The 23,586-nt window shown below is 67.3% G+C and carries 26 protein-coding genes; 17 read left to right on the top strand and 9 right to left on the bottom strand.

What is annotated here, in order from left to right; all coding sequences use genetic code 11:
- Window positions 1–5: 5 nt before the first annotated feature.
- The 4 genes from EAO27_RS12135 (at window position 6) to EAO27_RS12120 (ending at window position 3,128) form a co-directional block, all read left to right on the top strand.
- Window positions 6–377: a cupin domain-containing protein gene (locus EAO27_RS12135; protein ID WP_242769960.1), complete on the top strand. Its 372-nt coding sequence runs from the start codon at window positions 6–8 to the stop codon at window positions 375–377.
- A 3-nt stretch (window positions 378–380) separates the two neighbouring features.
- Window positions 381–1,262, top strand: coding sequence for a pirin family protein (locus EAO27_RS12130; protein WP_242769959.1), 882 nt, complete (start codon window positions 381–383; stop codon window positions 1,260–1,262).
- Window positions 1,259–1,711: a hypothetical protein gene (locus EAO27_RS12125; RefSeq protein WP_242769957.1), complete on the top strand. Its 453-nt coding sequence runs from the start codon at window positions 1,259–1,261 to the stop codon at window positions 1,709–1,711. The genes EAO27_RS12130 and EAO27_RS12125 overlap by 4 nt, the downstream gene beginning before the upstream one ends.
- Window positions 1,712–2,204: 493 nt before the next feature.
- Window positions 2,205–3,128 (top strand): alpha/beta hydrolase, encoded by a 924-nt coding sequence (locus tag EAO27_RS12120; RefSeq protein WP_242769955.1) that lies wholly within the window; start codon window positions 2,205–2,207, stop codon window positions 3,126–3,128.
- A 48-nt stretch (window positions 3,129–3,176) separates the two neighbouring features.
- Here EAO27_RS12120 and EAO27_RS12115 read toward each other — a convergent pair whose 3' ends face one another.
- On the bottom strand, window positions 3,177–3,950 hold the full coding sequence (locus EAO27_RS12115; protein ID WP_242769953.1) for an SDR family oxidoreductase: 774 nt from the start codon (window positions 3,948–3,950) through the stop codon (window positions 3,177–3,179).
- 107 nt (window positions 3,951–4,057) lie between these two features.
- Here EAO27_RS12115 and EAO27_RS12110 point away from each other — a divergent pair, with 107 nt between their 5' ends.
- Together EAO27_RS12110 and EAO27_RS12105 are read left to right on the top strand one after the other, a co-directional pair.
- Window positions 4,058–4,825, top strand: coding sequence for an AraC family transcriptional regulator (locus EAO27_RS12110; RefSeq protein WP_242769951.1), 768 nt, complete (start codon window positions 4,058–4,060; stop codon window positions 4,823–4,825).
- A gap of 2 nt (window positions 4,826–4,827) precedes the next feature.
- Entirely contained in the window at window positions 4,828–5,085 is a 258-nt protein-coding gene (locus EAO27_RS12105) for a hypothetical protein (RefSeq protein ID WP_242769949.1), read from the top strand.
- Here EAO27_RS12105 and EAO27_RS12100 read toward each other — a convergent pair.
- Complete coding sequence (locus tag EAO27_RS12100) at window positions 5,082–5,516, bottom strand: hypothetical protein (protein WP_242769947.1); 435 nt, start codon at window positions 5,514–5,516, stop codon at window positions 5,082–5,084. The two genes, EAO27_RS12105 and EAO27_RS12100, sit on opposite strands and share 4 nt — an antisense overlap.
- Here EAO27_RS12100 and EAO27_RS12095 point away from each other — a divergent pair.
- The gene (locus EAO27_RS12095) at window positions 5,515–6,669 is read left to right on the top strand and encodes a serine hydrolase (protein WP_242769945.1); all 1,155 of its coding nucleotides are present in this window, start codon (window positions 5,515–5,517) and stop codon (window positions 6,667–6,669) included. The genes EAO27_RS12100 and EAO27_RS12095 overlap by 2 nt on opposite strands.
- Here the strand turns inward: EAO27_RS12095 and EAO27_RS12090 are convergent.
- Together EAO27_RS12090 and pdxH are read right to left on the bottom strand one after the other, a co-directional pair.
- On the bottom strand, window positions 6,664–7,479 hold the full coding sequence (locus tag EAO27_RS12090; RefSeq protein ID WP_242769943.1) for a PhzF family phenazine biosynthesis protein: 816 nt from the start codon (window positions 7,477–7,479) through the stop codon (window positions 6,664–6,666). The genes EAO27_RS12095 and EAO27_RS12090 overlap by 6 nt on opposite strands.
- Entirely contained in the window at window positions 7,476–8,051 is a 576-nt protein-coding gene (pdxH, locus tag EAO27_RS12085; RefSeq protein ID WP_242769941.1) for a pyridoxamine 5'-phosphate oxidase, read from the bottom strand. The genes EAO27_RS12090 and pdxH overlap by 4 nt, the downstream gene beginning before the upstream one ends.
- Window positions 8,052–8,197: 146 nt before the next feature.
- On the opposite strand from pdxH, the gene EAO27_RS12080 reads away from it, so the two are divergent.
- From EAO27_RS12080 to EAO27_RS12045, 8 genes are all read left to right on the top strand, one after another.
- On the top strand, window positions 8,198–9,121 hold the full coding sequence (locus EAO27_RS12080; RefSeq protein ID WP_242769939.1) for a DnaJ C-terminal domain-containing protein: 924 nt from the start codon (window positions 8,198–8,200) through the stop codon (window positions 9,119–9,121).
- Window positions 9,122–9,124: 3 nt separating this feature from the next.
- Window positions 9,125–10,210, top strand: coding sequence for a YhjD/YihY/BrkB family envelope integrity protein (locus EAO27_RS12075; protein ID WP_242769937.1), 1,086 nt, complete (start codon window positions 9,125–9,127; stop codon window positions 10,208–10,210).
- A complete protein-coding gene (gene fabI, locus EAO27_RS12070; protein ID WP_242769935.1) occupies window positions 10,207–11,034 on the top strand; it encodes an enoyl-ACP reductase FabI in 828 nt (275 codons plus the stop codon). Before EAO27_RS12075 ends, fabI begins: the two co-directional genes overlap by 4 nt.
- Window positions 11,027–11,566, top strand: a complete 540-nt coding sequence (locus EAO27_RS12065; protein ID WP_242769933.1) for an N-acetyltransferase — start codon at window positions 11,027–11,029, stop codon at window positions 11,564–11,566. Before fabI ends, EAO27_RS12065 begins: the two co-directional genes overlap by 8 nt.
- Window positions 11,563–12,639 carry a chorismate synthase gene (aroC, locus tag EAO27_RS12060; RefSeq protein ID WP_242769931.1) on the top strand — a complete coding sequence of 359 codons (1,077 nt, stop codon included), beginning with the start codon at window positions 11,563–11,565 and terminating at the stop codon, window positions 12,637–12,639. Before EAO27_RS12065 ends, aroC begins: the two co-directional genes overlap by 4 nt.
- A 7-nt stretch (window positions 12,640–12,646) precedes the next feature.
- Entirely contained in the window at window positions 12,647–14,425 is a 1,779-nt protein-coding gene (locus EAO27_RS12055) for an SLC13 family permease (protein WP_242769929.1), read from the top strand.
- A gap of 103 nt (window positions 14,426–14,528) precedes the next feature.
- Entirely contained in the window at window positions 14,529–15,872 is a 1,344-nt protein-coding gene (locus EAO27_RS12050; protein ID WP_242769927.1) for a dicarboxylate/amino acid:cation symporter, read from the top strand.
- A gap of 174 nt (window positions 15,873–16,046) precedes the next feature.
- Window positions 16,047–17,375 (top strand): dicarboxylate/amino acid:cation symporter, encoded by a 1,329-nt coding sequence (locus EAO27_RS12045; RefSeq protein WP_242769925.1) that lies wholly within the window; start codon window positions 16,047–16,049, stop codon window positions 17,373–17,375.
- Window positions 17,376–17,380: 5 nt separating this feature from the next.
- Here EAO27_RS12045 and EAO27_RS12040 read toward each other — a convergent pair whose 3' ends face one another.
- Window positions 17,381–18,436, bottom strand: coding sequence for a hypothetical protein (locus EAO27_RS12040; RefSeq protein ID WP_242769922.1), 1,056 nt, complete (start codon window positions 18,434–18,436; stop codon window positions 17,381–17,383).
- Window positions 18,437–18,606: 170 nt separating this feature from the next.
- On the opposite strand from EAO27_RS12040, the gene EAO27_RS12035 reads away from it, so the two are divergent.
- Entirely contained in the window at window positions 18,607–20,001 is a 1,395-nt protein-coding gene (locus tag EAO27_RS12035; protein ID WP_242769919.1) for a cytochrome P450, read from the top strand.
- Window positions 20,002–20,072: 71 nt separating this feature from the next.
- Window positions 20,073–20,789, top strand: coding sequence for an extensin family protein (locus EAO27_RS12030; protein ID WP_242769917.1), 717 nt, complete (start codon window positions 20,073–20,075; stop codon window positions 20,787–20,789).
- Window positions 20,790–20,846: 57 nt separating this feature from the next.
- Here EAO27_RS12030 and EAO27_RS12025 read toward each other — a convergent pair whose 3' ends face one another.
- From EAO27_RS12025 to EAO27_RS12010, 4 genes are read right to left on the bottom strand one after another with little or no spacing between them, the layout of a single operon-like run.
- Window positions 20,847–21,203 carry an iron-sulfur cluster assembly accessory protein gene (locus EAO27_RS12025; RefSeq protein WP_242769914.1) on the bottom strand — a complete coding sequence of 119 codons (357 nt, stop codon included), beginning with the start codon at window positions 21,201–21,203 and terminating at the stop codon, window positions 20,847–20,849.
- Window positions 21,203–21,673, bottom strand: coding sequence for an SUF system Fe-S cluster assembly protein (locus tag EAO27_RS12020; protein WP_242769912.1), 471 nt, complete (start codon window positions 21,671–21,673; stop codon window positions 21,203–21,205). Before EAO27_RS12020 ends, EAO27_RS12025 begins: the two co-directional genes overlap by 1 nt.
- Window positions 21,670–22,851, bottom strand: a complete 1,182-nt coding sequence (locus EAO27_RS12015) for a cysteine desulfurase (RefSeq protein WP_242769910.1) — start codon at window positions 22,849–22,851, stop codon at window positions 21,670–21,672. Before EAO27_RS12015 ends, EAO27_RS12020 begins: the two co-directional genes overlap by 4 nt.
- On the bottom strand, window positions 22,848–23,573 hold the full coding sequence (locus tag EAO27_RS12010; protein WP_242769908.1) for a SufD family Fe-S cluster assembly protein: 726 nt from the start codon (window positions 23,571–23,573) through the stop codon (window positions 22,848–22,850). Before EAO27_RS12010 ends, EAO27_RS12015 begins: the two co-directional genes overlap by 4 nt.
- Window positions 23,574–23,586 lie beyond the last annotated feature (13 nt).

The following is a 23,586-nucleotide window of genomic DNA, read 5'->3' as shown; positions in this document are numbered from 1 at the left end:
GGACGATGACGACGGACAAGGTCAATCTGGCCGACGCTTTCGCGACGTTCCACGATCACTGGAATCCGCGCGTTGCGGGCGATATCAACAACTTCCAGATCAAGCTGGTCAAGCTCGATGGCAAATTCGACTGGCATCACCATGATGTCGAAGACGAGTTGTTCCTCGTCGTCGCGGGGCGGATGAAGATGGCGTTCCGCGACCGCGACGTGATCGTCGAACCCGGCGAGTTCATCATCGTGCCGCACGGAACCGAACATTGTCCCGAAGCGCTCGACGGCGAATGCCAGGTGCTGCTGCTCGAACCGGGTTCGACGCTCAATACCGGCAATGTCGAAACCGAAAAGACTCGCAAGACCCTGGAAAGGCTGGACTGACCGATGGACGTCATCACCCCCTCGAGCCACGATCTCGGCGCCTTCGAAGTGCGGCGCACGCTGCCGAACAAGGCGCGCACGATGGTCGGGCCCTTCATCTTCGTCGACCAGTTCGGTCCTGCGCATTTCGATATCGGCCGCGGCATGGACGTGCGCCCGCACCCGCACATCAACCTCGCGACCGTCACCTATCTGTTCGAGGGGGCGATCGAGCATCGCGACAGCCTCGGCACCTTTGCGACGATCCGTCCCGGCGCGTGCAACCTGATGACCGCGGGGCGCGGCATCGTCCATTCGGAGCGCACCCCCGCGGCCGAGCGCGCGACCGGATCGCCCATTTCGGGAATGCAGACCTGGCTCGCCTTGCCCGACGGCAAGGAGGAGATCGACCCGGCGTTCGAACATGTCGCGAAGGACGACCTGCCGCTGGTCGAGGACAGCGGCGTATCGGCGCGCATCATCATGGGCAGCCTGTGGGGCGCGACAGCGCCGATCACCCAGCATGCCGCGACCATCTATGCCGACATCCTGATGAACGCGGGCGCGACGATCCCGATTGAGGCCGAGGCCGACGAGCGCGCGATACTGGTCGCGCTCGGCGATGCGAGCCTCGATGGCGAAGCGCTCGAGCGCTACAGCCTTTATATCCTGAAACCCGGTCAGGCGATGACGCTGCGCGCCGACAGCGATGCGCGGGTGATGCTGCTCGGCGGCGAGGCGTTCACGACCCCGCGCCATGTGTGGTGGAATTTCGTGAGCTCCAGCCGCGATCGCATCAACGCGGCGAAGCACGACTGGAAGGACCGCAAATTCCCGCTCGTCCCCGGCGACAGCGAGGAATTCATTCCGATCCCCGAGATCCCCAAGACGGTGAGCGATCCGTGAGCCTGTTCCTTGCGCTCGCGCTGGCTGGGGCGCCCGAACCGGTCTTTGACTGCGCGATCGGCGCCAGGCGGCTGACGGTGACGCAGCAGGGAAAGGCGCTCGTCTATCGCTACGGGACGGGACGGAAAGTCGAACTGCGGCTGGTCGCCGATGCGGCGAGCGGCCGCCTCTTCTATCACCGCACGCTTTATGCCCGCGGTGAGGACCAGACTTTGCGGTTCGTCAACGGTGACTACAGCTACATCGTCTACGCCCATTGGACCGCACCGAGCATGGGGATGACCGAAGAAGGCGGCAGTCCCGAGATCGCCTATGGCGGACTGATCATCCTCAAGGACGGCACCCAAATCTCGTCGCGACGCTGCAATGACGAGGGCGGTGACATGCGCGAATGGCCGATCTTCAAGACGCTGCCGGTCGATGAGGAGAACCGGGTGCCGACGTTCTGATTTTTTCATCGGGCGGCGCCGCGGCTTTGGGGTGGGGAGCGGACTGCCCGTTTTCAGTCGTCATCCCGGCGAAGGCCGGGATCTCGCCGGAGCATCATGGCTTGCAGGGTGGGATCCCGGCCTTCGCCGGGATGACGGAAAATGACCGAAGTCCGCCCTCCGTGCACCCCGGCGAAAGCCGGGGTCCATTGCAGAAACACGCCGGGTTCGTGTCGGCATTCTGGGCCCCGGCTTTCGCCGGGGTGCGCATCTCTATCGGCGACTAACGGTCGTTGGCGGATATCTAAATCCTCCCTGTGGCGAAGCCATGGGGAGGGGCCGCAGCGCTGCGTCCTTCGCCCCTCCGTCAGCGCTTCGCGCTGCCACCTCCCCATGGCTTCGCCACAGGGAGGATCTTGAAGTTCGCAACCGGTCGTGAGTCGACGCCGCGCCGCTTGCCAGCTCCGCCGATCCCAGCCATCAGGTTGCGAAACGCAACCCGAGGGAGAGCAGGATGACCGGCGATTTCGAGCAGCAGCGCGTGAAGCTTTCGACCGGGGTCGAACTCGATGTCGTCGACATGGGGCCGCGCGACGCGCCGGTGCTGATCTTTCTCCACGGCTTTCCCGAATCGCACCGCACCTGGAGGGGCCAGCTGCCGCATTTCGCGACCCGCTTCCGCTGCATCGCGCCCGACCAGCGCGGCTATCGCGGGTCGTCGAAACCGCAGGAGGTCGACGCCTATTCGCCCGACAAGCTGATCGCCGACGTCTTCGCGCTCGCCGACGCGCTGGGCGTCGAAACCTTCACCATCGTCGGCCACGACTGGGGCGGGGCGATCAGCTGGGGCGTCGCGCTCGGCGGCCAGCCGGGCGGGCTGCACCCGCAATGGGCGGGGCGCGTAACGCGCGCGGTGATCGCCAACGCGCCGCACCCCGGCATCTTCGGCCGCCTGCTCCAGGTCGATCCGGCGCAGCGCGCGGCGAGCCAGTATATCCGGATGTTCCGCGAACCTGCGAACGACGCACTCGTCCGCGAACAGGGGCTCGCGGGCCTGCTCGCCAAGGCGTTCGAAGGGCGGCTCGAGGGAGCGCCGACCCCGCCCGAGGAGATCGTCCGCTCGCTCGCCGACTGGCAGGATCGCGACACCTGTTTCGGGATGCTCAACTGGTATCGCGCCTCGCCGATCGAGGTGCCGGCGATGGATGCGCCCTACGCCGAACCGCCTGCGATGCCTTTTCCGAAGCTCATGATCCCGACGCTGGTGATCTGGGCGCTCGACGACGTCGCGCTGCCGCCGTCGAACCTCGACGGAATGGCGGAGCTGGTTCCGAATGCCGCGATCGTCAAGGTGCCCGGTTGCGGCCATTTCGTGACGTGGGAGGCCCCCGACGCGGTCAACGCGGCGATCGACGCCTTTCTCGCGCCGGACGGCTGAAAAAGCTGGCGGGCGGCCAAAGGGGGAGAGACCGCCCGCCGGGAGGGGTCACTTGGTCGTGTAGCCGCCGTTGACCAGGATCGTCTGGCCGGTCATCCACCAGCCGTCGGTCACGAGGAAGCGGATCCACGGCACGATATCCTCGATATGCGTCAGTCCGGTCGGGCTGAAGGGCGACAGCGCCGCCGCCGACTTGTGATAGGCGACCGCCTCGGGCCCTTCGGCGGGGTAGAAGAAGGGCGTGTCCATCGGACCCGGTCCGATCGCGGTCACCGAAATGCCGCGGTCGCCGAACTCCTTCGACGCGGCGCGGGTATAATGTTCGACCGGCGCCTTGGTGCCAGCATAGCTTGAATAAAAGGGCGTGTATGCGCCGAGCAACGACGTGACGAGCGTGCAGATCTTGCCATTGTCACTGACATTTTTGCCCGCCTCTTTCAGGAAGAAAAAGGCGGTCTTTGAATTGACCGCGCTCATCGCGTCAAACTCGGCTTCGCTGATCTCGACCATCGGCTTTTTCAACACTTTGCCGACGGTGTTGATCGCGATGTCGATGCCGCCCATCGCGGCCTTTGCGTCGGCAAATAGTCGCTCCATCGCCGCCGCGCTCGTCAGGTCGGCCTGGAATGCATGCGCTTCGATGCCTGCCGCGCGGATCGCATGGACGGTGTCGTCGGCTTCGGCGCGTGATGCGTCGCTGTTATAGTGAACCATGACGGCACGGGCGCCCTCTATGGCAAAATCGCGGGCGATGAGGCCGCCGAGATTCTTGGCGCCGCCGGCGATGAGGACGGTTTTTCCGTTGAGGCTGTGGTCGGGCATGGTCTGTTTTCCGGAAAGGCTGGAGGCGTGGGATTCGAATGTAGGCGCGTCCGAAAAACGAGGCTTTCAGATTCTCCCAGAATTGGCATGATGGCGCCATGGATGGGGTGGGGATCAGCGCGGCCCGTATCGTCGACCGGATCGGTGGCCCCGAAAGCTGGACGATCGAGTCGGGCGTCCACGCGCTGATGCTGCATGAGGCGGGCAGCTATCACCGGCTGGAGACCTGGCTCGACGGACGGCGCACCTCGCTCGGCGATCCCTTGCCCGGCGAGCTGTGGCTCGCGCCGGCGGGCCATCATTATCGCGCCCGGGCCGAAGGCGGCGCGGTGCGCTATGTCCGTGTCGCCATCGACCCCGGACTGTTGCCAATCGGCGCATCGGCCCGTGCGCTCGCCAGCCACCGCGATCCCGCCATGGCGACGCTGGTCCGCGCGCTCGCCGATGACGACCGGATGGCAGCGGATCCCCTCCTGACGCTGCTCGCCGCCGCGGTCGAGGGTGTGCCGGTGGCGCGGGCGTCGGCGCGCACCGAGCACCGAATCGACGCGCTGCTCCCGCTGATCGAGGCGCGGATCGAAAACCCGTTCACGGTCGAGGAGATGGCGGCGGAGGCGGGCATGTCGGTCAACAGCCTGATCGTCCATTTTTCGCGCGCGACGGGACGCACGCCGCGGCAATATCTGCTGCGCCAGCGGCTGCGCCGCGCCTGCTGGTATCTGATGAACCGGCCGCTGACGGTCGCGGAGATCGCCTTTGCCACCGGCTTTTCGAGCCACGCACATCTGTGCGCGGCCTTTCGCGACAAGCTTGGCCTGTCGCCGGGCGAATGGCGGATGCGGTACGCCGGGGTCGCCACGACGGGGGAGGAATGATCATGTCGCATACCGCCATCATGCTGATCGCGGGGATCGCGTTGCTGATCGTGCTGCGGCTGGCGATCCGCGATCGTCGCCGTGCGACGCGGTTGTTCATCCTGCTGTGGCTGATCGTCTCGATCGGCAACCTGCTCGTCGGCGTCCTCTACGCCGGTTATGGCTGGGCCGAGGAAGCCGCGATCTGGATTCTCGTGTTCGGTGCGCCGGCGGCGGTCGCGGTGGCCGCGGCCCTGTTCGGCGCCGATTCCGAATCCTAGTCCTCGGGACGGAGCAGGCAGCCGCTGGCCCCCGCGTAGCGCGCGCTGCGCGAGGCGAGCAGCGGGACGCTGCCAGTGATCGTCTTGGTTGCCGGGTCCTCGCTCAGCGAGACCAGCTCCATGCCCGGTTCGAAATCGGTGGCGCAGCTTTCGAGGCTGCGCCCCTGGACGTAGCGGCACGAGCAGCCGACGCGCGCGGCATAAGCCGACCCAAGCTCGGCCTGCGCGCGGAATGACGGGAATTTCCAGACCAGAAATCCGGTCGCCAGCACCGCGAGGATCAGCGCCCACGGCAGGCAGCCGCCCCAGCGGTTTCCGCGCCGACGCCCGCGCAGCCGCGCCGGGACTTCGGGCGGGGGCACCGACGGCGTGGGGGCGGGCGGCTCGGGCGTTGCCGTCGCGGGCGGGTTGATGTTAGTCACCCGGTCCATGATCACGAAAAAACTGCTGCTGGCAAGTGGCGCGCTCGCGCTGGTCGGGGCCTGGTCGCTGACGCAGGCGGCGGGGCAGGGGACGATCGCGCCCGCGGCGCCCGCCCCGGCGATCGGCCCACCGGATGCGGTCGCGGCAGCGGAGGCGGTGCCGCCGCCTGACGCGCTCGCCCCCGCGATCAGGGCAAGGGCCGACGCGCTGTTCGTCGACGCCGACGATGTCGGCGAGACGCGGGCGCTGCTGGTGCTGCGCGACGGCGATCTGGTCTACGAACGCTATGGTCAGGGTTTCGGACCCCAAAGCAAGATGATCAGCTGGTCGATGGCCAAGACGATCACCGCGGTGCTGACCGGCTTCCTCGTTGCCGACGGGCAATTGTCGCTCGACGGTCCGGCGCCGGTCGCGGCGTGGCAGCGCAGCGGCGATCCGCGCGGTGCGATCACGCTGCGCCACCTGCTGCACATGTCGGCGGGGCTCGAACATGTCGAGAATGGCGATCCGATCTGGGACGGCGACACGGTAGCGATGCTGTTCGGCAACGGTGCGGGCGACATGGCGGGCTTCGCCGAAGCCAAGCCGGCCGCGGCGGCACCGGGGGAGATGTTCAACTATAGTTCGGCGACCAGCGTCATCCTCGCCGACATCCTGGCCGACACGCTGACCCCGTCGAAGAGCCCCGACGCGCGGCGCGAGGCGGTGCGCGAGTTCATCGCGGGGCGCCTTGCCGAGCCGCTTGGTATGACCAGCCTGACCCCCGAATTCGACGCCGCGGGGACGATGATCGGCGGGTCGATCATGCACGCGACCGCGCGCGACTATGCGCGTTTCGGCGAATTCCTGCGCAATCACGGCGTCGTGAACGGCCAGCGGCTGCTGCCCGAAAGCTGGATGCGCTTCATGCTGGCCCCGTCACCGCGCGACGGCGGTTACGGCGGGCACATCTGGCTCAATCGTCCGCGTCCGCGCGGATCGGACGCCGCGCTCTGGCCCGACCGCGGCCCGAACGACCTGTTCGCCTGCATCGGGCACCAGGGGCAATATATCATCGTCTCGCCGTCGCAGCGCCTGACGATCGTCCGGCTCGGCGTGACCAGGGGCGATCAGTTTCCCGAACTTCGTCGCCATCTCGCCGACCTGGCGGCGGCGCTATAGCAGGAATTCGCCGACCACGGTCGTCACGCATGTTCCGCTGAGCTCGACCATCGCGCCGTCGAGCCGGCAGCCGACATGGCCGCCGCGCGCGGAGGATTGATAGGCTCCGAATTTGTCGCGGCCGAGCCGCGCGCTCCAATAGGGCGTGAGCACGCTGTGCGCCGATCCGGTCACCGGATCCTCGTCGATCCCGGCGCCGGGGGCGAAGCAGCGGCTGACGACATCGGCGCTCGACGGATCACCGGCGCCGGGCGCGGTCGCGATATAGAGGATGTCGCCGTCCGCCTTCAGCGCCCGCAGGTCGGGATCGAGCGCGCGCACGCTCGCGGCGTCGGGATAGACGACCAGCGCATAGCCGCCGTCGTGCCACAGCGTCTCGACCGGGTGGCCGCCCAGCGCCCTGACGGTGCCGGGCATCGCCTTGGCGGCCGGCGGATAGGCGGGGAGCGCCAGCTTGTAGCCGTCCTCGCCGTCGCGCGCGACGCGCAGGATGCCCGCCTTGCGCGTCCGGAAGCGCATGTCGTCGCGCCACGGCGCGGCCGACAGCAGCACATGGCCGCTCGCGAGCGTCGCATGGCCGCACAGCGCGACCTCGACCCCGGGGGTGAACCAGCGCAGCTCATAATCGGCTTCGCCGCTTTCGTCGGGGATCAGGAAGGCGGTTTCGGCGAGGTTGTTCTCGGCCGCGATCGCCTGGAGCACATCGTCGGCAAGCCATTCGTCGAGTGGCATCACCGCGGCGGGGTTGCCGGTGAAGGGCCGGTCGGCGAAGGCGTCGACCTGCGTGATCGGAAAGCGGCGCCAGCTCATGGATAAAGCAGCCCGCTGGTCCAGCCGCCGCCGTCGCGCTCGAAACGCGTGCGTTCGTGCAGGCGATGCGCTCGATCCTGCCAGAATTCGATCGCGTCGGGCGTCACGCGCCAGCCCGACCAGCGCGGCGGACGCGGAACATCCTGTCCTTCGAAACGCGCCTGCATGGCGGCGAAGCGCGCCTCGAACGTCTCGCGGTCGGCGAGCGGGCGCGACTGGTCGCTGGCCCAGGCACCGAGCTGGCTGTCGCGGCTGCGCGTCGCGAAATAGGCGTCGGCGGTCGCGGCGTCGACGGGCGTCACGGCGCCTTCGATGCGGATCTGGCGCCGCAGCGACTTCCAGTGAAAGAGCAGCGCGACATGCGGGTTCGCCGCCAGTTCGCCGCCCTTGCGGCTGTCGAGGTTGGTGTAGAAGATGAAACCGTCGGGGCCGTGTCCCTTGAGCAGCACCATGCGCTGCGACGGGCGTCCGTCGGGCGTCGCGGTCGCGAGCGCCATCGCGTTGCTGTCATTGGGCTCGCTCGCGCGCGCTTCGGCGAACCAGGAATCGAACAGGGCAAAGGGATCGGTCATGCGCGCGCTTCTAATGCGCGGCGCCCGCGGGGTCGAGGCTCAACGTCATTGCGCGCGGCGGAACTTGACCGCCGAAACGGCCGTTCCCACATGGCGCACGCAATCGGGCCTTTCCGGCCAACATCTTATCGGGCTACAGGAGAAAAATGGCAGATCCCTATTCCACCCTTGGCGTTGCGAAGAGCGCGAGCGAAGCGGAGATCAAATCCGCGTATCGCAAGCTCGCCAAGGAGTTGCACCCCGACAAGAACAAGGACAATCCGAAAGCGTCGGAGAAATTCTCCGACGTCACCCGGGCCTATGACCTTCTGTCCGACAAGACGAAGCGCGGCCAGTACGACCGCGGCGAGATCGACGCCGACGGCAATCCCGCGATGCCCTTTGGCTATGGCGGCGGCGGTTTTCGCGGCGACCCGCGCGGGCAGGGCGGCTTTGGCGGCGGGTTCGGCGGCGAGGGTGCCGATTTCGGCGATATCTTCGACGGCCTGTTCGGCGGGCGCGGCGGTGGAGGCGGCTTCGGCGGTTTCGGCGGACGCAGCGCGCCGCCGCAGAAGGGCGCGAACGTCGCCTACCGTCTGGCGGTCTCCTTCGTCGACGCGGCGACGCAGGCGATGCAGCGGATCACGCTCGCCGACGGCAAGACGATCGACCTCAAGCTGCCCGCGGGGGTCGAAACGGGCACGCAGATGCGGCTCGCGGGCAAGGGACAGCCGGGCCCCGGCGGCAGCGGCGACGGCATCGTCACGATCAGCGTCGGCGACCATCCCTTCTTCGTGCGCGAGGGCGGCAATATCCGCCTCGATCTGCCGGTGACGCTGAACGAGGCGGTCGCAGGCGCGAAGGTCAAGGTGCCGACGGTCGACGGACCCGTGATGCTCTCGATCCCGGCCGGATCGACCTCGGGCAAGGTGATGCGCCTCAAGGGCAAGGGCTTCAGCCAGAAGGGCGGCGGTCGCGGCGATCAGCTCGTGCGGCTGATGGTCGACCTGCCCGCGGGGGATTCTGCGCTCGAGGCGTTCGTCGCCGGCTGGACCGACGCGCGCGCCGTCAGGGCCGACCTCGGCGTGTGATGCGTGGCTGATCGCGCCGAGAAAGGGATCGTCGCGGCGCTCGAGCGCGAAGTCGCCGAGGAGGTCGCCGACGAGTTTCTGGCCGAAGGTCATTCGCCGCATTCCCCCGAAGCGCGCGCCGAGCGCGAGAAACGCGTCAAACTGCGCGCGCGGGCGCAGGGGGTCATCGATCGCGGCAAGGAAACGCTGGGTCCCGGCACCCGCGTGTTCCGCATCGCCCGTCGCGTCGTCGTCGGAACCTACACCGACGGCTTCATCCACGCGGGCAATCTCGCCTATCTGGCGCTGATCGCGCTCTTTCCCTTCTTCATCCTGCTCGCGGCGGCGCTGTCGCTGTTCGGCGGCAGCGCGGGCGGCGAGGCGGCGATCGAGGCGATCTTCTCGCTGATGCCGCCGACCGTCGCCAAGGCGCTGGCGGGGCCGATCCGCGAGGTGATGACCGCGCGCACCGGCATCTTCCTCTGGCTCGGCGCACTCGTCGCGCTGTGGACCGTCGGCAGTCTCGTCGAGACGATCCGCGATATCCTGCGCCGCGCCTATGGCACCCATTTCAGCCGCGGCTTTTTCCACTACCGGCTGCTGTCGATCGGAATCATCACCGGCGCGGTCGTGCTGATGCTGCTGTCGTTCAGCATGCAGGTGCTGATCGTCGGGATCGAACAGTTCGTCACGCGCGTGCTGCCGCAGGAGTTCCAGGCGTGGGGCGTCGTCGCCATTTCGCGCGGGGTGTCGGGGGCGGGGCTGTTCCTTGCGATCTACATGCTCTTCTACAGCCTGACGCCGTCGAAATACCGGCGGCTCAAAAACTGTCCGAAATGGCCGGGCGCGCTGTTTACCACATTGTGGTGGATCGGCGTCACGCTGGCACTGCCGCCGCTGCTCGCGGGGCTGCTCAGCTATGACGCAACCTATGGCAGCCTGGCGGGTGTCATGGTCGCGCTCTTCTTTTTCTATCTCGTCGGATTGGGTATGGTGATCGGCGCCGAACTCAACGCCGCGCTCGTAGAGGTTGAGGATTTGGGACACGACGCTATTGGGCGCGTGGACGACGTGACTGTCGGAAATGAAGAGGCCGGAGAAAATATATGACGGGTCTGATGAAGGGCAAGCGCGGGCTGATCATGGGGCTTGCGAACGACAAGTCGCTCGCCTGGGGGATCGCCAAGGCGCTCCACGGTGCGGGCGCCGAGCTGGCGATCAGCTATCAGGGCGACGTGATGCTCAAGCGCGTGAAGCCGCTGGCGGACGAGCTCGGCTGCGATTTCCTGATCGATTGCGACGTCGCCGACATGGCGAATCTCGACGCGGCCTTCGCGACGCTGGCCGAGCGCTGGCCGACGATCGATTTCGTCGTCCATGCGATCGGCTACACCAACAAGGAGGCGCTGCGCGGCCATTATGCCGACGTCGGGCTAGAAGACTTCCTGATGACGATGAACATCAGCGTCTACAGCTTCACCGCGGTCGCGAAGCGCGCGGCGGCGATGATGACGCCCTTCGATCCCGAAACGGGCAAGGGCGGCGGTTCGCTGCTGACCCTCAGCTATTATGGCGCCGAAAAGGTGATCCCGCACTACAACGTCATGGGCGTCGCCAAATCGGCACTCGAAACCAGCGTCAAATATCTCGCCAACGACTACGGCCCGCAGGGCGTGCGCGTGAACGCGATCTCGGCCGGCCCGATCAAGACGCTCGCGGCTTCGGGCATCGGCGATTTCCGCCTGATCCTGAAATGGAACGAGTATAACGCCCCGCTGCGCCGCAACGTCACCATCGACGATGTCGGCGGATCGGCGCTCTACCTGCTCAGCGACCTCGCGAGCGGGGTGACGGGCGAGACGCACCATGTCGACGCCGGCTATCATACGATCGGCATGAAGCAGGAAGACGCCCCGGACATCGCGCTTGCCTGATACGCCGGTCATCCGATCCGCGCGCGCGGAGGATGCCGGGGCCATCGACGGGGTCATCCGCGCGGCGTTCGCCGCGACGGCGCATGGCTATCAGGGCGAGGCCGATCTTGTCCGCATGATCGAGGCGGACGGCGACGCGCTGGTGTCGCTGGTCGCGGACGCCGGCGGCGCGATCGCCGGGCATGTGCTGTTCAGCCGCATGTATGGCGAAGCCGATGGCGCCGCGCTTTCGGCGGCGGGATTGGCGCCGGTTGCGGTCTCGCCCGACCGCCAGGGCCGCGGCATCGGTGATGCGCTGATCCGCGCAGGGCTCGATGCGCTGCGCGATCGCGGCGTGGCGATGAGCTTCGTGCTCGGGCACGCGGCCTATTATCCGCGTTTCGGCTATTCGCCCGAGCTTGGCGCGCGCTTTGCCTCGCCTTTCGCGGGACCGCATTTCATGGCGATGATGCTGGACTCGGGCGCGGCTTGGCCGCAAGGCGGCCGCGCCGACTATGCGCCCGCATTCGGCCGACTGGGACAGGACTTATGAGTTTCAACAGCTTCGGACGCGTATTTCGCTTCACGACGTGGGGCGAAAGCCATGGACCGGCACTCGGCGCGGTCGTCGACGGCTGTCCGCCGCGGCTGTCGCTCGGCGAAGGCGATATCCAGCCCTTTCTCGACAAGCGCCGCCCCGGCCAGTCGCGCCATACGACGCAGCGGCAGGAACCCGATCAGGTGCGCATCCTGTCGGGGGTGTTCGAGGGCAAGACGACGGGGACCCCGATCAGCCTGATGATCGACAATGTCGACCAAAGGTCGAAGGATTACGGCGACATCGCGCAGGCCTATCGTCCCGGCCACGCCGATTACGCTTATGATGCCAAATACGGCATCCGCGACTATCGTGGCGGTGGCCGGTCGAGCGCGCGCGAAACCGCGGCGCGCGTCGCCGCGGGCGGCGTCGCGCGGCTGATCATCCCCGACGTCCAGATTCACGCCTGGGTCGCCGAAATCGGCGGCGACGCGATCGATCCCGCGAACTTCGACCTCGAAGAGATTGATCGCAATCCCTTCTTCTGCCCAGACCCCGTCGCGGCGCAGCGCTGGGAAGGGCTGATGGACGCCGCGCGCAAGTCGGGGAGTTCGCTCGGCGCGGTGATCGAATGCGCGGCGAGTGGCGTGCCGGCCGGCTGGGGGGCGCCCGTCTATGCCAAGCTCGACAGCGACCTCGCCGCCGCGATGATGGGAATCAACGCGGTGAAGGGCGTCGAGATCGGCGCGGGTTTTCATGCAGCGCGGCTGCGCGGCGAGGAAAATGCCGACCCGATGCGCCCCGCGAGCGACGGCAGCAACCGCCCCGATTTCCTGTCGAACAACGCCGGCGGCATCGCGGGGGGCATTTCGACCGGCCAGCCGGTGATTGTCCGCGTCGCCTTCAAGCCGACGAGTTCGATCCTCACCCCGGTGCCGACGATCAACAAGGCGGGCGAGGCGGCCGACATCGTGACCAAGGGCCGGCACGACCCCTGCGTCGGCATCCGCGGCGCGCCCGTGGTCGAGGCGATGATGGCGCTCGTCCTCGCCGACCACAAGCTGCTCCACCGGGCGCAGTGCGGATAAGCGCGACGTGGATCCCGTCGCCGCCCTGATCACCGAGTACCGCGCCGTGCTCGGGCTGGTGGTGCTGGCGGGGATCTTCATCGCTTTTCTGTGGGAGCGTTTTCCGCCGTCGGTGGTCGCGGTCGCGGGTGCGGGCGTGATGCTGGCGCTCGGCCTGCTCGACGAAAAGGCGGCATATGGTGTCTTCTCGAACAGCGCGCCCCTCACCGTGGGCGCGATGTTCATCCTCTCGGGCGCGCTGATCCGGACCGGGGTGATCGACAAGGTCGGCAATTATGTCGTCGGCCGGGCGCGCCGGAACCCCCGGCTCGCGGTTGCCGAAGTGTTCGGCGGCGGCTTGCTCGTCTCGGGCTTCATCAACAGCACGCCCTTCGTCGTGGTGATGATGCCGGTCTGCTTCCGGCTTGCCGAGGCGCTCGGCGTGTCGCCGAAGAAGCTGCTGATGCCGCTATCGGTGATCGCGGTCCTTGGCGGTTGCCTGACCCTCATCGGCACCTCGACCAACCTCGTCGTCGCGGGGATTGCCGAGCAGGCGGGGCTCGAGCCCTTTGGACTGTTCAGCATCACCCCCTACGGTCTCGCGATCGCGGCTGCGGGCGTGCTCGGACTGCTCGTGATGGCGCGTTTCCTGCCGTCGGACTATCCGCGCATCGCCGAGCGTGCCGACGGGTCCGAGCAACTCTACCTCACCGAACTCGGGCTCGCGGAGGGCGATGCGGCGATCGACATGGCGCTCGACGCGGTGAATATCGGGGTGCCGCCCGGTCAGGTCGTCGGGGTGATCGCCGGCGGCCGGCTCATCTCTGGCGAGGAGGCGCAGCACCACCGGCTTGCGGCCGGCAATCGCATCGTCGTGCGGATCGACGGTGCGGCGCTGATGACGCTGCGCGCCGAGGGCCGCTATGTGATGGGCATCGGCGGTGATACGGGCGACAAATCGACCGTGGTCGAAGTGACGATCGCTCCCAACCACCGCGCGATCGATCGCCCGCTTAGCGAGATTCCGTTTCTCCAGCGCCAGCGCGTCCGCATCCTCGGCGTCGCGCGTTTTCGTCACAATCCGGGGCCGACGCTCGCCGACAACAATATCCGCGCCGCCGACCGCCTGCTCGTCGAGGCCGACGACGCCAATATCGGGCTGCTCCGCGAAAATACGGGACTGATCGGTCTCGCGATGACGTCGATGACCGCCTTTCGCCGTCGCAAGGCGTGGATCGCGATGCTGGTGATGGCAAGCGCGGTGCTGCTGTCGGCGACGGGGGTGATGTCGATCGGCGTCGCGGCCTTCATCGGCGTCGGCATCGTGCTCGTCACGCGCTGCCTCGACGCGACCGAGGCGTGGCGCAGCATCGACGGCGACGTGCTGATCCTGATCTTCGCGATGCTCGCCGTGGGCGCCGCGCTCGAACAGGCGGGCTCGGTCGCGCTGATGGTCGACGCGATCCAGCCTTTCCTGATGCATGCGCCGCGCTGGGCGGTTATCGCGACGGTCTATTTTTCGGCGTTGCTCTTGTCCGAACTGCTCAGCAACAATGCCGTTGCGGCGCTGATGGGGCCGCTGGTAATCGGTATCGCCGAGGCGACGGGGGTGTCGCCCTATCCGCTGCTGATCGCACTGATGATGGGGGCGTCCGCCTGTTTCGCGACCCCGGTCGGCTATCAGACCAATACGCTCGTCTATGCCGCCGGCGATTATCGCTTCACCGATTTCGTCAAGATCGGGGTGCCGCTCAACATCCTGACCGGCGTCGCGGGCTGCTTCGCGCTCGCCTTTTGGACGCCCTGACCCCGCGCCCTTGACGCTGCGGGCCGCGACCGCTCAAAGGGGCGCATCCTCGCGCCGCGATCGGGACGCGAACAGACAAGGTTTCAGAGGGGGGAACGGCCGCATGGACCGTAAACTGACGTGGTATATTCTCGCCGGCATGGTGCTCGGCGTGGTCGTGGGCTATGCCGTCCACGTCGGGCTTCCGGCCGACAATGCATGGTTCGGACATCTGTCGAAGACGTTCAAGCTGCTGTCCGACATTTTCCTCAATCTGATCAAGCTGCTCGTTGCCCCGCTGGTGCTGTCGACCATCGTCGTCGGCATCGCGCATATGGGCGACAGTTCGGCGCTCGGCCGTATCGGCACGCGCGCGATCATCTGGTTCATCACCGCCAGCTTCGTGTCGATCGCGCTCGGCCTGCTGATGGTGAACCTCTTCACCCCCGGGGTCGGCGCCCCGATCCCCGATGCCGCCGAAGCCGCGAAGATGGTGGGTGAGGTGAAGAAGCTCGACGCGTGGGAATTCACCCTGTCGATCTTCCCCAAGAATGCGCTCGAGGCGCTGGCGACGAACAATATTCTCCAGATTCTCGTTTTCTCGGTCTTCTGCGGTGTCGCGCTGTCGGCGATCGGCGAAAAGGGGGCTCCCCTGGTGCGCGGCGCCGATGCGCTCGCCGAGATGATGCTCCAGATCACCGGCTATGTGATGCGCTTTGCGCCCTTCGCGGTGTTCGGGGCGATCGCCAATGTCGTCGCGAAGAGCGGGCTCGGCATCCTCGCGACCTATTTCGAGCTGCTCATCGAATTCTATGCTTCGCTGATTCTGCTGTGGGTCATCCTGCTGACGGCCGGCTGGGTCTTCCTGCGTCAGCGCATCTGGATGCTGATCCGCTATATCCGCGAACCGCTGCTGATCGCCTTCTCGACCGCGTCGTCCGAAGCGGCGCTGCCCAAGATGTTCGAACAGCTCGACCGCTTCGGGGTGCCGCGGCGCATTTCGGGTTTCATGCTGCCGCTCGGCTACAGCTTCAACCTCGACGGTTCGATGATGTATATGAGCTTCGCGACGATCTTCATCGCGCAGGCTTATGGCATGGACCTGTCGATCAGCACCCAGATACTGATCCTGCTGACGCTGATGATCAGCTCGAAGGGGATCGCAGCGGTGCCGCGCGCCAGCCTGGTCGTGATCACCGGCACGCTCGCGCAGTTCGGCCTGCCGGTCGAAGGGGTCGCGATCATCCTCGCGATCGACCAGTTCCTCGACATGGGCCGCACCGCGACCAACGTCGTCGGCAACGCGGTGGCAACCAGCGTCATCACCAAGTGGGAAGGCATGCTCGAAGTGCCCGATCCCGCCGAGATGGAGCTGCCGCACGCCCCCGCCCATACCGCGCACGGCGGCGCGCGCGGGCTCGTGCTGGAAGAGGATATGGTCCGCGATGAACGGAGCAGGACCGACTGATCGTCGCATCCGTCCGGATCGGCTGCTTGCCTGAAGGCGCTCGCCGCGGGCGCTCTCATGGAACCCCCGGGCGCGATCTGCGTGATGATGGAGGGGACGGGGAAGGCAAACCCGCGGCCGACGTCTGACGCCTGACGTCCGGCCGCCCTGCGCAGGGCGCGAGGGAGCCGGACGATGGCAGAGACGGAAGCGGGCTCGACCGCAGGGCGCGACGAGGCGCGCGCGCGGCGCCTGCAATGGCGGATGCTCGCCGGATTCCTCGTCGGTCTCGCGGCGGGGCTGGCGGTCCATTATGGCGCCGGCGAAGCGCGGTGGGTCGGCGAGGCGATCTTTTATCTGGGCAAGGTCGGCGACGTCTTCCTGCGCTTGCTCTTCATGCTCGTCATCCCGCTGCTCGTTTCGGCGCTCATCGTCGGCGTCGCCGAAATGGGGGAGGTTCGCGCGCTCAGGACGGTCGGGTTGCGCACCCTGGTCTACACCATCGTCGTTTCGTCGATCGCGGTCGCGATCAGCCTGCTCCTCGTCAACCTGCTCCGGCCCGGCGCGGGGGTCGATCCGGTGCTGGCGAACTCGCTGATTGCCGAAGGCGCCGAACGCGCGGGGAGCATCATCCAGACCAGCCGCGAGGCAAAGGCCGGCGCGGACGCGATCGTCGCCATCGTCCCCAATAATGTCTTCCTTGCGATGAGCGAGAGCGACGTGCTCGCGGTTATGTTCTTCGCGCTGTTCTTCGGCATCGGGCTGATGCTCGTCCAGACCCCGCAGACGCAGGCGCTCAAGGCCGCGATCGAGGGCGTGTTCGAGGTCGCGATGAAGCTGATCGGGTTGGTCATCCAGCTCGCGCCGATCGCCATCTTCTGTTTCATGTTCAATCTGGGGGCGCAATTCGGCGTCGACCTGCTGGTCCGCCTGTCGGCCTTTGTCGGGGTGGTGCTGCTCGCGCTCGGGCTCCAGATGTTCGTGGTCTTCCCGATCCTGCTCAGACTGCTGGCGAAGAAGTCGCCGATCGCCTTTTTCCGGCAGACGCAGGAGGCGTTCGTGATGGCCTTCGCCACCGCCTCGTCGAACGCGACCCTGCCGACCGCGCTGCGCGTCGCGCGCGACCGGCTGCGGCTGCCCGACCGCGTCGCGCGTTTCGTGCTGACGATCGGCGCCACCGCGAACCAGAACGGCACCGCGATGTTCGAGGGCGTGACCGTGCTCTTCCTCGCGCAATTCTTCGGGGTCGACCTGACGCTGCAGCAACAGGTCATGGTGATGGCGGTGTGCATTCTCGGCGGGATCGGCACCGCGGGGGTGCCCGCCGGATCGCTGCCGGTGATCGCGCTGATCCTCGCGATGGTCGGGGTGCCCCCCGCGGGCATCGGGCTGGTGCTCGGCGTCGACCGCTTTCTCGACATGTGCCGCACGACGCTCAACGTCATCGGCGACCTTGTCGCCGCGACGGTGGTGTCGGCGGGGATCGGGGACGAGCCGGCGGCGGAGGACGTCGCCGCCGGCTGATCCGTCTATTGCTCGCGGACCTGGTTCTGGCGCTCGACGCGGCTCGGTCGCGGCGGGGTCGGCCGGCTCGGCCGCGGCGCGCTCGCAGCGGGCGGCGGCGGCGGTGCCGGCCGCGCGGCGGGGGCCGGACGCGCGGGCTGTGACGCCTGCGGCCGGTCGGGGCGCGGCGCGGGCTGCCACGGCTGCCGCGGCCGGTTCACGCCGCCGGTGCCATCCTGCGACGGGCGCGGCCGGCCGGCGCCCGGAACGCGGTCGGGCCGGCCGGGGCGATCCGGCGTCGCGGCCGGCGGATTGGGATTGCCGCCGCCCGCGCCCGGACGACCGGGACGGGTGCCGTGCGGACGATCATTGTCGTGGTCGCCGCCCCAGCCGCCGGGGCGGCCGGGCCGAACCGGGTTGCCGGTGGTCGGCGGCGTGCCGTTGCCCGCGCCGGGGCGATCCGGACGGGTGCCGTGCGGACGATCATTGTCGCGGTCGCCGCCCCAGCCGCCGGGGCGGCCGGGCCGAACCGGATTGCCGGTGGTCGGCGGATTGCCGTCGCCCGCGCCGGGGCGGCCCGGGCGGGTGCCGTGCGGACCATCATGGTCGCGATCGCGGTCCCAGCCGCCGGGACGCCCCGGCCGGCCGTCGCCGCGCGGGCCGTCATGGTCGCGGCCGCGCCAGCGCCAGTTGGGGTCCTTGCCATGATGTTTCCACCAGGCGCGGCGCCCCCCCCAATAGTTCAGATACTGGCCGCGGAGCGGGTAGCGGTTGCGGTAGTTGTCGAACATCCACAGGCCGTAGCCGGGGTAATAATAATTGTCGTACCAGCCGCCGCCGAAACCGATGTTGACGAAGCCGCCGCCATAGTCGCCGCCATCGTAGCAGTCGTAGCCATAACCGTCGTCATAGGCATAGGGGTCATAGTCGTAATAGGCGTCGCCGTAGCGCGCCCGGCAGTCGTTGCTGGCATAGCCGTCGCTGTACGCGCCATTGACGTCGCCATAATAGCAGCCGCCCAACGTGGTCGTCGCGAGCGCGCCGAGCAGCAGGGAGAGGGGACGGCGAAAGGATTTTGCCATGTTCGGTCCTTCGAAACGACCCGGGTGCGGGCCGATCATCATGATGCCGGATTGCGCGAGTCGAGTTGAATTTGCGGTGAATGGTGCCGCGGCCTGCTCGCGGCGTTACTTGCATCGATGTCAGTAGTCCGATAGGCTTCGCCCGAAACCCAACGACGAGGACCTTCCGCATGAACGCCCCCGCCCAGATTCAATGGTCCGAAAAGCGCTTCGGCCCCGAAACGCAGCACTGGTTGCCCCGCAATCCCGGAACGACGCTCGACCATATACCTGGCGAGGACGGGCTGCCGGTGCTCGGCACGACGCTCGACCAGCTGCGCGACTATCCAGGATTCGCGCGGCGCATGGTCGCCAAATATGGCCGCGTTTACCGCAGCAACAGTTTCGGCGGGCGCAGCGTCGCGCTGCACGGTCCCGAGGCGAACGAACTGGTGATGTTCGACCGCGACAAGATCTTCTCGTCCGAACAGGGATGGGGGCCGGTGCTGAACCTGCTCTTTCCGCGTGGACTGATGCTGATGGATTTCGAAAAGCATCGCGCCGACCGCAAGACGCTCTCGGTCGCCTTCAAGCCCGAACCGATGCGCCACTATGCCGATTCGCTCAACGCGGGGATCAAGGACCGCGTGGCGCGGTGGAGCGGCAAGACCTTTGCCTTCTATCCTGCGATCAAGGAACTGACGCTCGACCTTGCCGCGACCAGCTTCCTCGGTATCCCCTGGGGCCCCGAAGCGGACAAGGTCAACAAGGCCTTTGTCGACATGGTACAGGCGTCGATCGGCATCGTGCGCGTGCCGCTGCCCTTCACCGCGATGGGACGCGGGGCGAAGGGGCGGGCCTATCTGGTCGACTATTTCGGCCGCATGGTGCCCGAACGGCGCGAGGGCGCGGGCGAGGATATCTTCAGCCAGATCTGCCGCGCGCGCGACGAGAATGGCGACTATCTGAGCGCCGATGCCATCGTCGACCATATGAACTTCCTGATGATGGCGGCGCACGACACGATCACCAGCTCGGTCACCTCGCTCGTCTGGATGCTCGCCAAACACCCCGAATGGCAGGACCGCCTGCGCGAGGAAATGCTCGCGGTCGCGCCGGCGGGCGAGGGCGTCGGGCACAACAGCCTCGGCGAGCTCGAACTGACCGAATGGGCGTTCAAGGAATCGCTGCGCCTGATCCCGCCGGTCCCGACCTTTCCGCGCCGCGCGCTCCGGGATTTCGAATATGGCGGCTACCGCATCCCCGCGGGCACCTCGGTCGGGGTCAGCCCCGCGGTCACGCACATGATGGAAGAGCATTGGCCCGATCCCGAAAAATTCGACCCGATGCGCTTCTCGCCCGAGGAAGTGCGCGGCCGGCACAAATATGCGTGGGTTCCCTTCGGCGGCGGCGCGCACATGTGCCTGGGGCTCCACTTTGCCTATATGCAGGCGAAAATCTTCTTCCATCACGTCGTCACCACGCACCGGATCGTCGTGGCGGAGGGCTATGACCCCGAATGGAAGATCTTGCCGATCCCGCGACCGAAGGACGGGCTGGTCGTGACCTTCGAACCGATCGCCTGATCGCGAGGCGAGGGGCGCTCGCCCGACGCCGGGCCATTGTGCTCGGCGGGCCGGCGCCCCACTATGGCGGGGTGAAGACCCTTCGCCCCTATCTCGTCTGGTTCGCCGTTGCCCTGCTGCTCAGTCTCGCCGCGATTCGCGCGATGCAATGGGTGCGCGATCATCCCGAACATGATCCCGCCGCGCGCTTCGAACTTGCGCATCCGCAGGGCTGGGCGACGCATCGCAAGCTGATCGGGCTGGCCGGCGACGATGCCGCCTGCTTTGCCGCCTTCGATCGCGCGAACGCCGGTTACGAACGGCGTCCGGTGGTGGGACAGGATCAGTGCCGCGCGAGCCAGCGCATGGTGCTCACGGGCAATCGGCTGGTGCCGACGATGCGCCCCGCGAACGCCGCGCCCGGCTGTGCGGTCACCGCGGCGATGGCGCTGTGGACCCGCGACGTCGTCCAGCCGCTCGCGCAGCAATATTTCGGGCAGAAGGTCGTCCAGCTCGAAAATCTGGGCAGCTACAATTGTCGCAAGATCGCGGGAAAACAGGCGCAGAGCCAGCATTCGACCGCCAATGCCATCGACATTTCCGCCTTTGTGCTCGCCGACGGGACGCGGATCGCGCTGATCAACGACTGGGAACCGGGCGACCGGCGCGGCGAATTCCTCCACGCGGTGCGCGACGGATCGTGCGACCTGTTCAGCACCGTGCTCTCGCCCGACTATAACGCCGCGCACGCCGACCATTTCCATCTCGACATGGCGAAACGGACCGTGGGCTGGTCGGTGTGTCACTGAGCCGTTGCAAGCCGTGCCATCGCCCGGTGACCCGGACGCGGCGGAACCGCCCGTGGCTCAGACGGTAAAGCTCTCGCCGCAGCCGCACGCGCCCTTGGCGTTGGGGTTTTCGAAGACGAAGCCCGCGGCGAAATCATCCTCGACCCAGTCCATCGTGCTGCCGATCAGGTACAGCACCGACGCGCCATCGATGTAGAAGACCCCGCCGGGGGTCTCGATCTTCTCGTCGAACTTCACCTCTTCGGTGACATAGTCGACCGAGTAAGCGAGCCCCGAGCAACCGCGGCGCGGGGTCGACAGGCGGACGCCGATCGCCCCCTCGGGGGCCGACACCATCAGCGTCGCGATCCGCTCTTCGGCGCCGGCGGTGAGCGTCACAGCGGCGGGCCGGGCGCGGGTCTTGGTCTCGGTCATCACAGCATTCCCAGCTCGAGGCGCGCTTCGTCGCTCATATTCTCCGGACTCCACGGCGGGTCCCAGACGAGATTGACCTCGGCATCGCCCACACCGGGAACCGCGCCGACGCGCAGCTCGACCTCGGCGGGCATCGATTCGGCGACCGGGCAATGCGGCGTCGTCAGCGTCATCGTGACCATCACATGCCCCTCGTCGATCTCGACATTGTAGATCAGGCCGAGGTCGTAGATGTTCACGGGGATTTCGGGGTCGTAAATATCCTTGAGCGCACCGACGACCGCCTCGTAAAGGTCGCCGCCGACCGCGCCCGGTTCGCTCGCCGCGGGCTTGGCCGCGAGGAATCCTTCGAGATAGTCGCGCTTGCGCTCCAGCTTTTCGGGCGCCGTTTCGACGTCGCCGACGCGCGCTTTGGGCGGCGCCTCGACGCTCGTCACTTCCTCGACCCTGATCGTCCGTTCCTCGTTCATCCGAAAATCCTCTCGACGCGAGCGAGGCCGTCGATCAGCGCCGCCACATCGTCGTCATTGCTGTAAACGCCAAAACTCGCGCGCGCGGTCGCGGGCACACCCAGATGCTCCATCAGCGGCTGTGCGCAATGATGCCCGGCGCGGATCGCGACCCCGCTTTCGTCCAAGATAGTGCCGATGTCGTGCGGATGAACCCCCGCCATCGCAAAGCTTACGATTCCGGCGCTGTTTTCGGGGCCGAACAGCGTGATGCTGTTCCGCCGCGCGAGTGCCTCGCGCAAGGTCCCGACCAGCGCGACCTCATGCGCGTGGATCGCCGCGACGCCGACCGCATCGACATAATCGATCGCCGCCGCGAGCCCGATCGCCTCGACGATCGCGGGCGTGCCCGCCTCGAAGCGCGTGGGGGCGGGGGCGTAAGTCGTCTTGGCAAAGGTCACGCGGTCGATCATCGATCCGCCGCCCTGCCACGGTGGCAGTGCGTCGAGCTTATCGCTCCACAGCACGCCGATGCCCGTCGGGCCGTAAAGCTTGTGCCCCGAAAAGACATAATAGTCGCAGCCGAGCGCGGCGACGTCGACCGGTAGCCGCGGCACCGCCTGGCAGCCGTCGACCAGCAGTTCGGCACCGACGCGGTGCGCGAGTTCGGCCGCGCGGGCGACGTCGAGCGGGCTGCCCAGCACGTTCGAGACATGCGCGAAGGCGACCATCTCATGGTCAGGGGTCAGCATCTTTTCGGCTGCATCGAGGTCGATGCAGCCGTCGGCGGTGAGCGGGCACACGTCGACCTGCCAGCCCGCCAGCTGCCACGGCACGATATTGCTGTGATGCTCCAGCACCGACAGCAGCACGCGGCCCTTCTTGGGGTGCGAGTAAGCCACGAGGTTGATCGCCTCGGTCGCGCCGCGCACGAAGGCGATCTGCTCTTCCTTCGCGCCGATAAACGCCGCGATCCGCCGCCGTGCCGCCTCATAGGCGAGCGTCATGTCGGCCGATCGCGCATAGACGCCGCGGTGCACGGTCGCATAGTCGCGGCCCATCGCATGGACCGTTGCGTCGATCACCGCCTGCGGCTTCTGCGCGGTCGCGGCGGTGTCGAGATAGTGCCAGCCGGGCGTCAGGCCCGGGAAATCGGCGCGGACGTCGGGGAAGGTGCGGAGGGCGGTCGTGGTGCTCACACCAGCTCCCCCAATTTCGCGAGTGCGAGCGCCTGCAACTGCTCTTCATCCTCGGCGCCGTCGAAGACGCCCGCGACGAAGGCCTGCAGCAGGATCTTCTTCGCTTCGGCCGGAGGAAGCCCGCGCGACTGGAGATAATAGAGGCTCATCGCGTCGAGTTCGCCGATCGCGCAGCCGTGCGCGCATTTGACGTCGTCGGCGAAGATTTCAAGCTCGGGCTTGGCGTTGGCGGTCGCGCTGCGGTCGAGCAGCATCGCCTTCACATCCTGCTCGCTGTCGGTCTGCTGCGCATCGCGCGCGACCGCGACCTTGCCGAGATAGGTGCCGGTCGCGGTGCCGCCGAGGACCGACCGCACCATCTGCCGCGACGTCGCGCCGGGTTTGGCGTGGGTGACGGTGGTGACGATCTCGAGATTTTGTTCGCCGCCGCCGATCTGCGCCGCGCCGAGGTTGAAGTCGGCACCTTCGTGCAGCGTCACGGCGAGTTCAATGCGGCCATAGGCACCCCCGATGTTGAGGACGTGCAGGGATGCCGTCGCGCCCTTGCCGACGCTCATTTCGATCTGATGGATCGCGCCTTCGTCCTGGACGATCGCGCGCCTGAAATCGCCGCCCGCGGGCACGACGATGCTCTCGGGCGCGGGCAGCGGCCACGCCGCGGTCACCGCTTCGATGTCGCTATAGCGCCACGCTTCGTCGCGCCGGGTGGGGACGGCGGTCATCCGATCCTCCCTG

This window comes from Sphingopyxis sp. YF1, from assembly GCF_022701295.1.
Classification (GTDB): Bacteria; Pseudomonadota; Alphaproteobacteria; order Sphingomonadales; family Sphingomonadaceae; genus Sphingopyxis.
This window is presented reverse-complemented; position numbering and strand designations above follow the sequence as displayed.

Bases quoted from the DNA above. Each gene is read 5' to 3' on its own strand.
- EAO27_RS12135 (WP_242769960.1), top strand. From the start codon at position 6: ATGACGACGGACAAGGTCAATCTGGCCGACGCTTTCGCGACGTTCCAC.
- EAO27_RS12130 (WP_242769959.1), top strand. From the start codon at position 381: ATGGACGTCATCACCCCCTCGAGCCACGATCTCGGCGCCTTCGAAGTG.
- EAO27_RS12120 (WP_242769955.1), top strand. From the start codon at position 2,205: ATGACCGGCGATTTCGAGCAGCAGCGCGTGAAGCTTTCGACCGGGGTC.
- EAO27_RS12115 (WP_242769953.1), bottom strand. From the start codon at position 3,950: ATGCCCGACCACAGCCTCAACGGAAAAACCGTCCTCATCGCCGGCGGC.
- EAO27_RS12105 (WP_242769949.1), top strand. From the start codon at position 4,828: ATGTCGCATACCGCCATCATGCTGATCGCGGGGATCGCGTTGCTGATC.
- EAO27_RS12095 (WP_242769945.1), top strand. From the start codon at position 5,515: ATGATCACGAAAAAACTGCTGCTGGCAAGTGGCGCGCTCGCGCTGGTC.
- EAO27_RS12100 (WP_242769947.1), bottom strand. From the start codon at position 5,516: ATGGACCGGGTGACTAACATCAACCCGCCCGCGACGGCAACGCCCGAG.
- EAO27_RS12090 (WP_242769943.1), bottom strand. From the start codon at position 7,479: ATGAGCTGGCGCCGCTTTCCGATCACGCAGGTCGACGCCTTCGCCGAC.
- pdxH (WP_242769941.1), bottom strand. From the start codon at position 8,051: ATGACCGATCCCTTTGCCCTGTTCGATTCCTGGTTCGCCGAAGCGCGC.
- EAO27_RS12080 (WP_242769939.1), top strand. From the start codon at position 8,198: ATGGCAGATCCCTATTCCACCCTTGGCGTTGCGAAGAGCGCGAGCGAA.
- fabI (WP_242769935.1), top strand. From the start codon at position 10,207: ATGACGGGTCTGATGAAGGGCAAGCGCGGGCTGATCATGGGGCTTGCG.
- aroC (WP_242769931.1), top strand. From the start codon at position 11,563: ATGAGTTTCAACAGCTTCGGACGCGTATTTCGCTTCACGACGTGGGGC.
- EAO27_RS12050 (WP_242769927.1), top strand. From the start codon at position 14,529: ATGGACCGTAAACTGACGTGGTATATTCTCGCCGGCATGGTGCTCGGC.
- EAO27_RS12045 (WP_242769925.1), top strand. From the start codon at position 16,047: ATGGCAGAGACGGAAGCGGGCTCGACCGCAGGGCGCGACGAGGCGCGC.
- EAO27_RS12040 (WP_242769922.1), bottom strand. From the start codon at position 18,436: ATGGCAAAATCCTTTCGCCGTCCCCTCTCCCTGCTGCTCGGCGCGCTC.
- EAO27_RS12035 (WP_242769919.1), top strand. From the start codon at position 18,607: ATGAACGCCCCCGCCCAGATTCAATGGTCCGAAAAGCGCTTCGGCCCC.
- EAO27_RS12025 (WP_242769914.1), bottom strand. From the start codon at position 21,203: ATGACCGAGACCAAGACCCGCGCCCGGCCCGCCGCTGTGACGCTCACC.
- EAO27_RS12020 (WP_242769912.1), bottom strand. From the start codon at position 21,673: ATGAACGAGGAACGGACGATCAGGGTCGAGGAAGTGACGAGCGTCGAG.
- EAO27_RS12010 (WP_242769908.1), bottom strand. From the start codon at position 23,573: ATGACCGCCGTCCCCACCCGGCGCGACGAAGCGTGGCGCTATAGCGAC.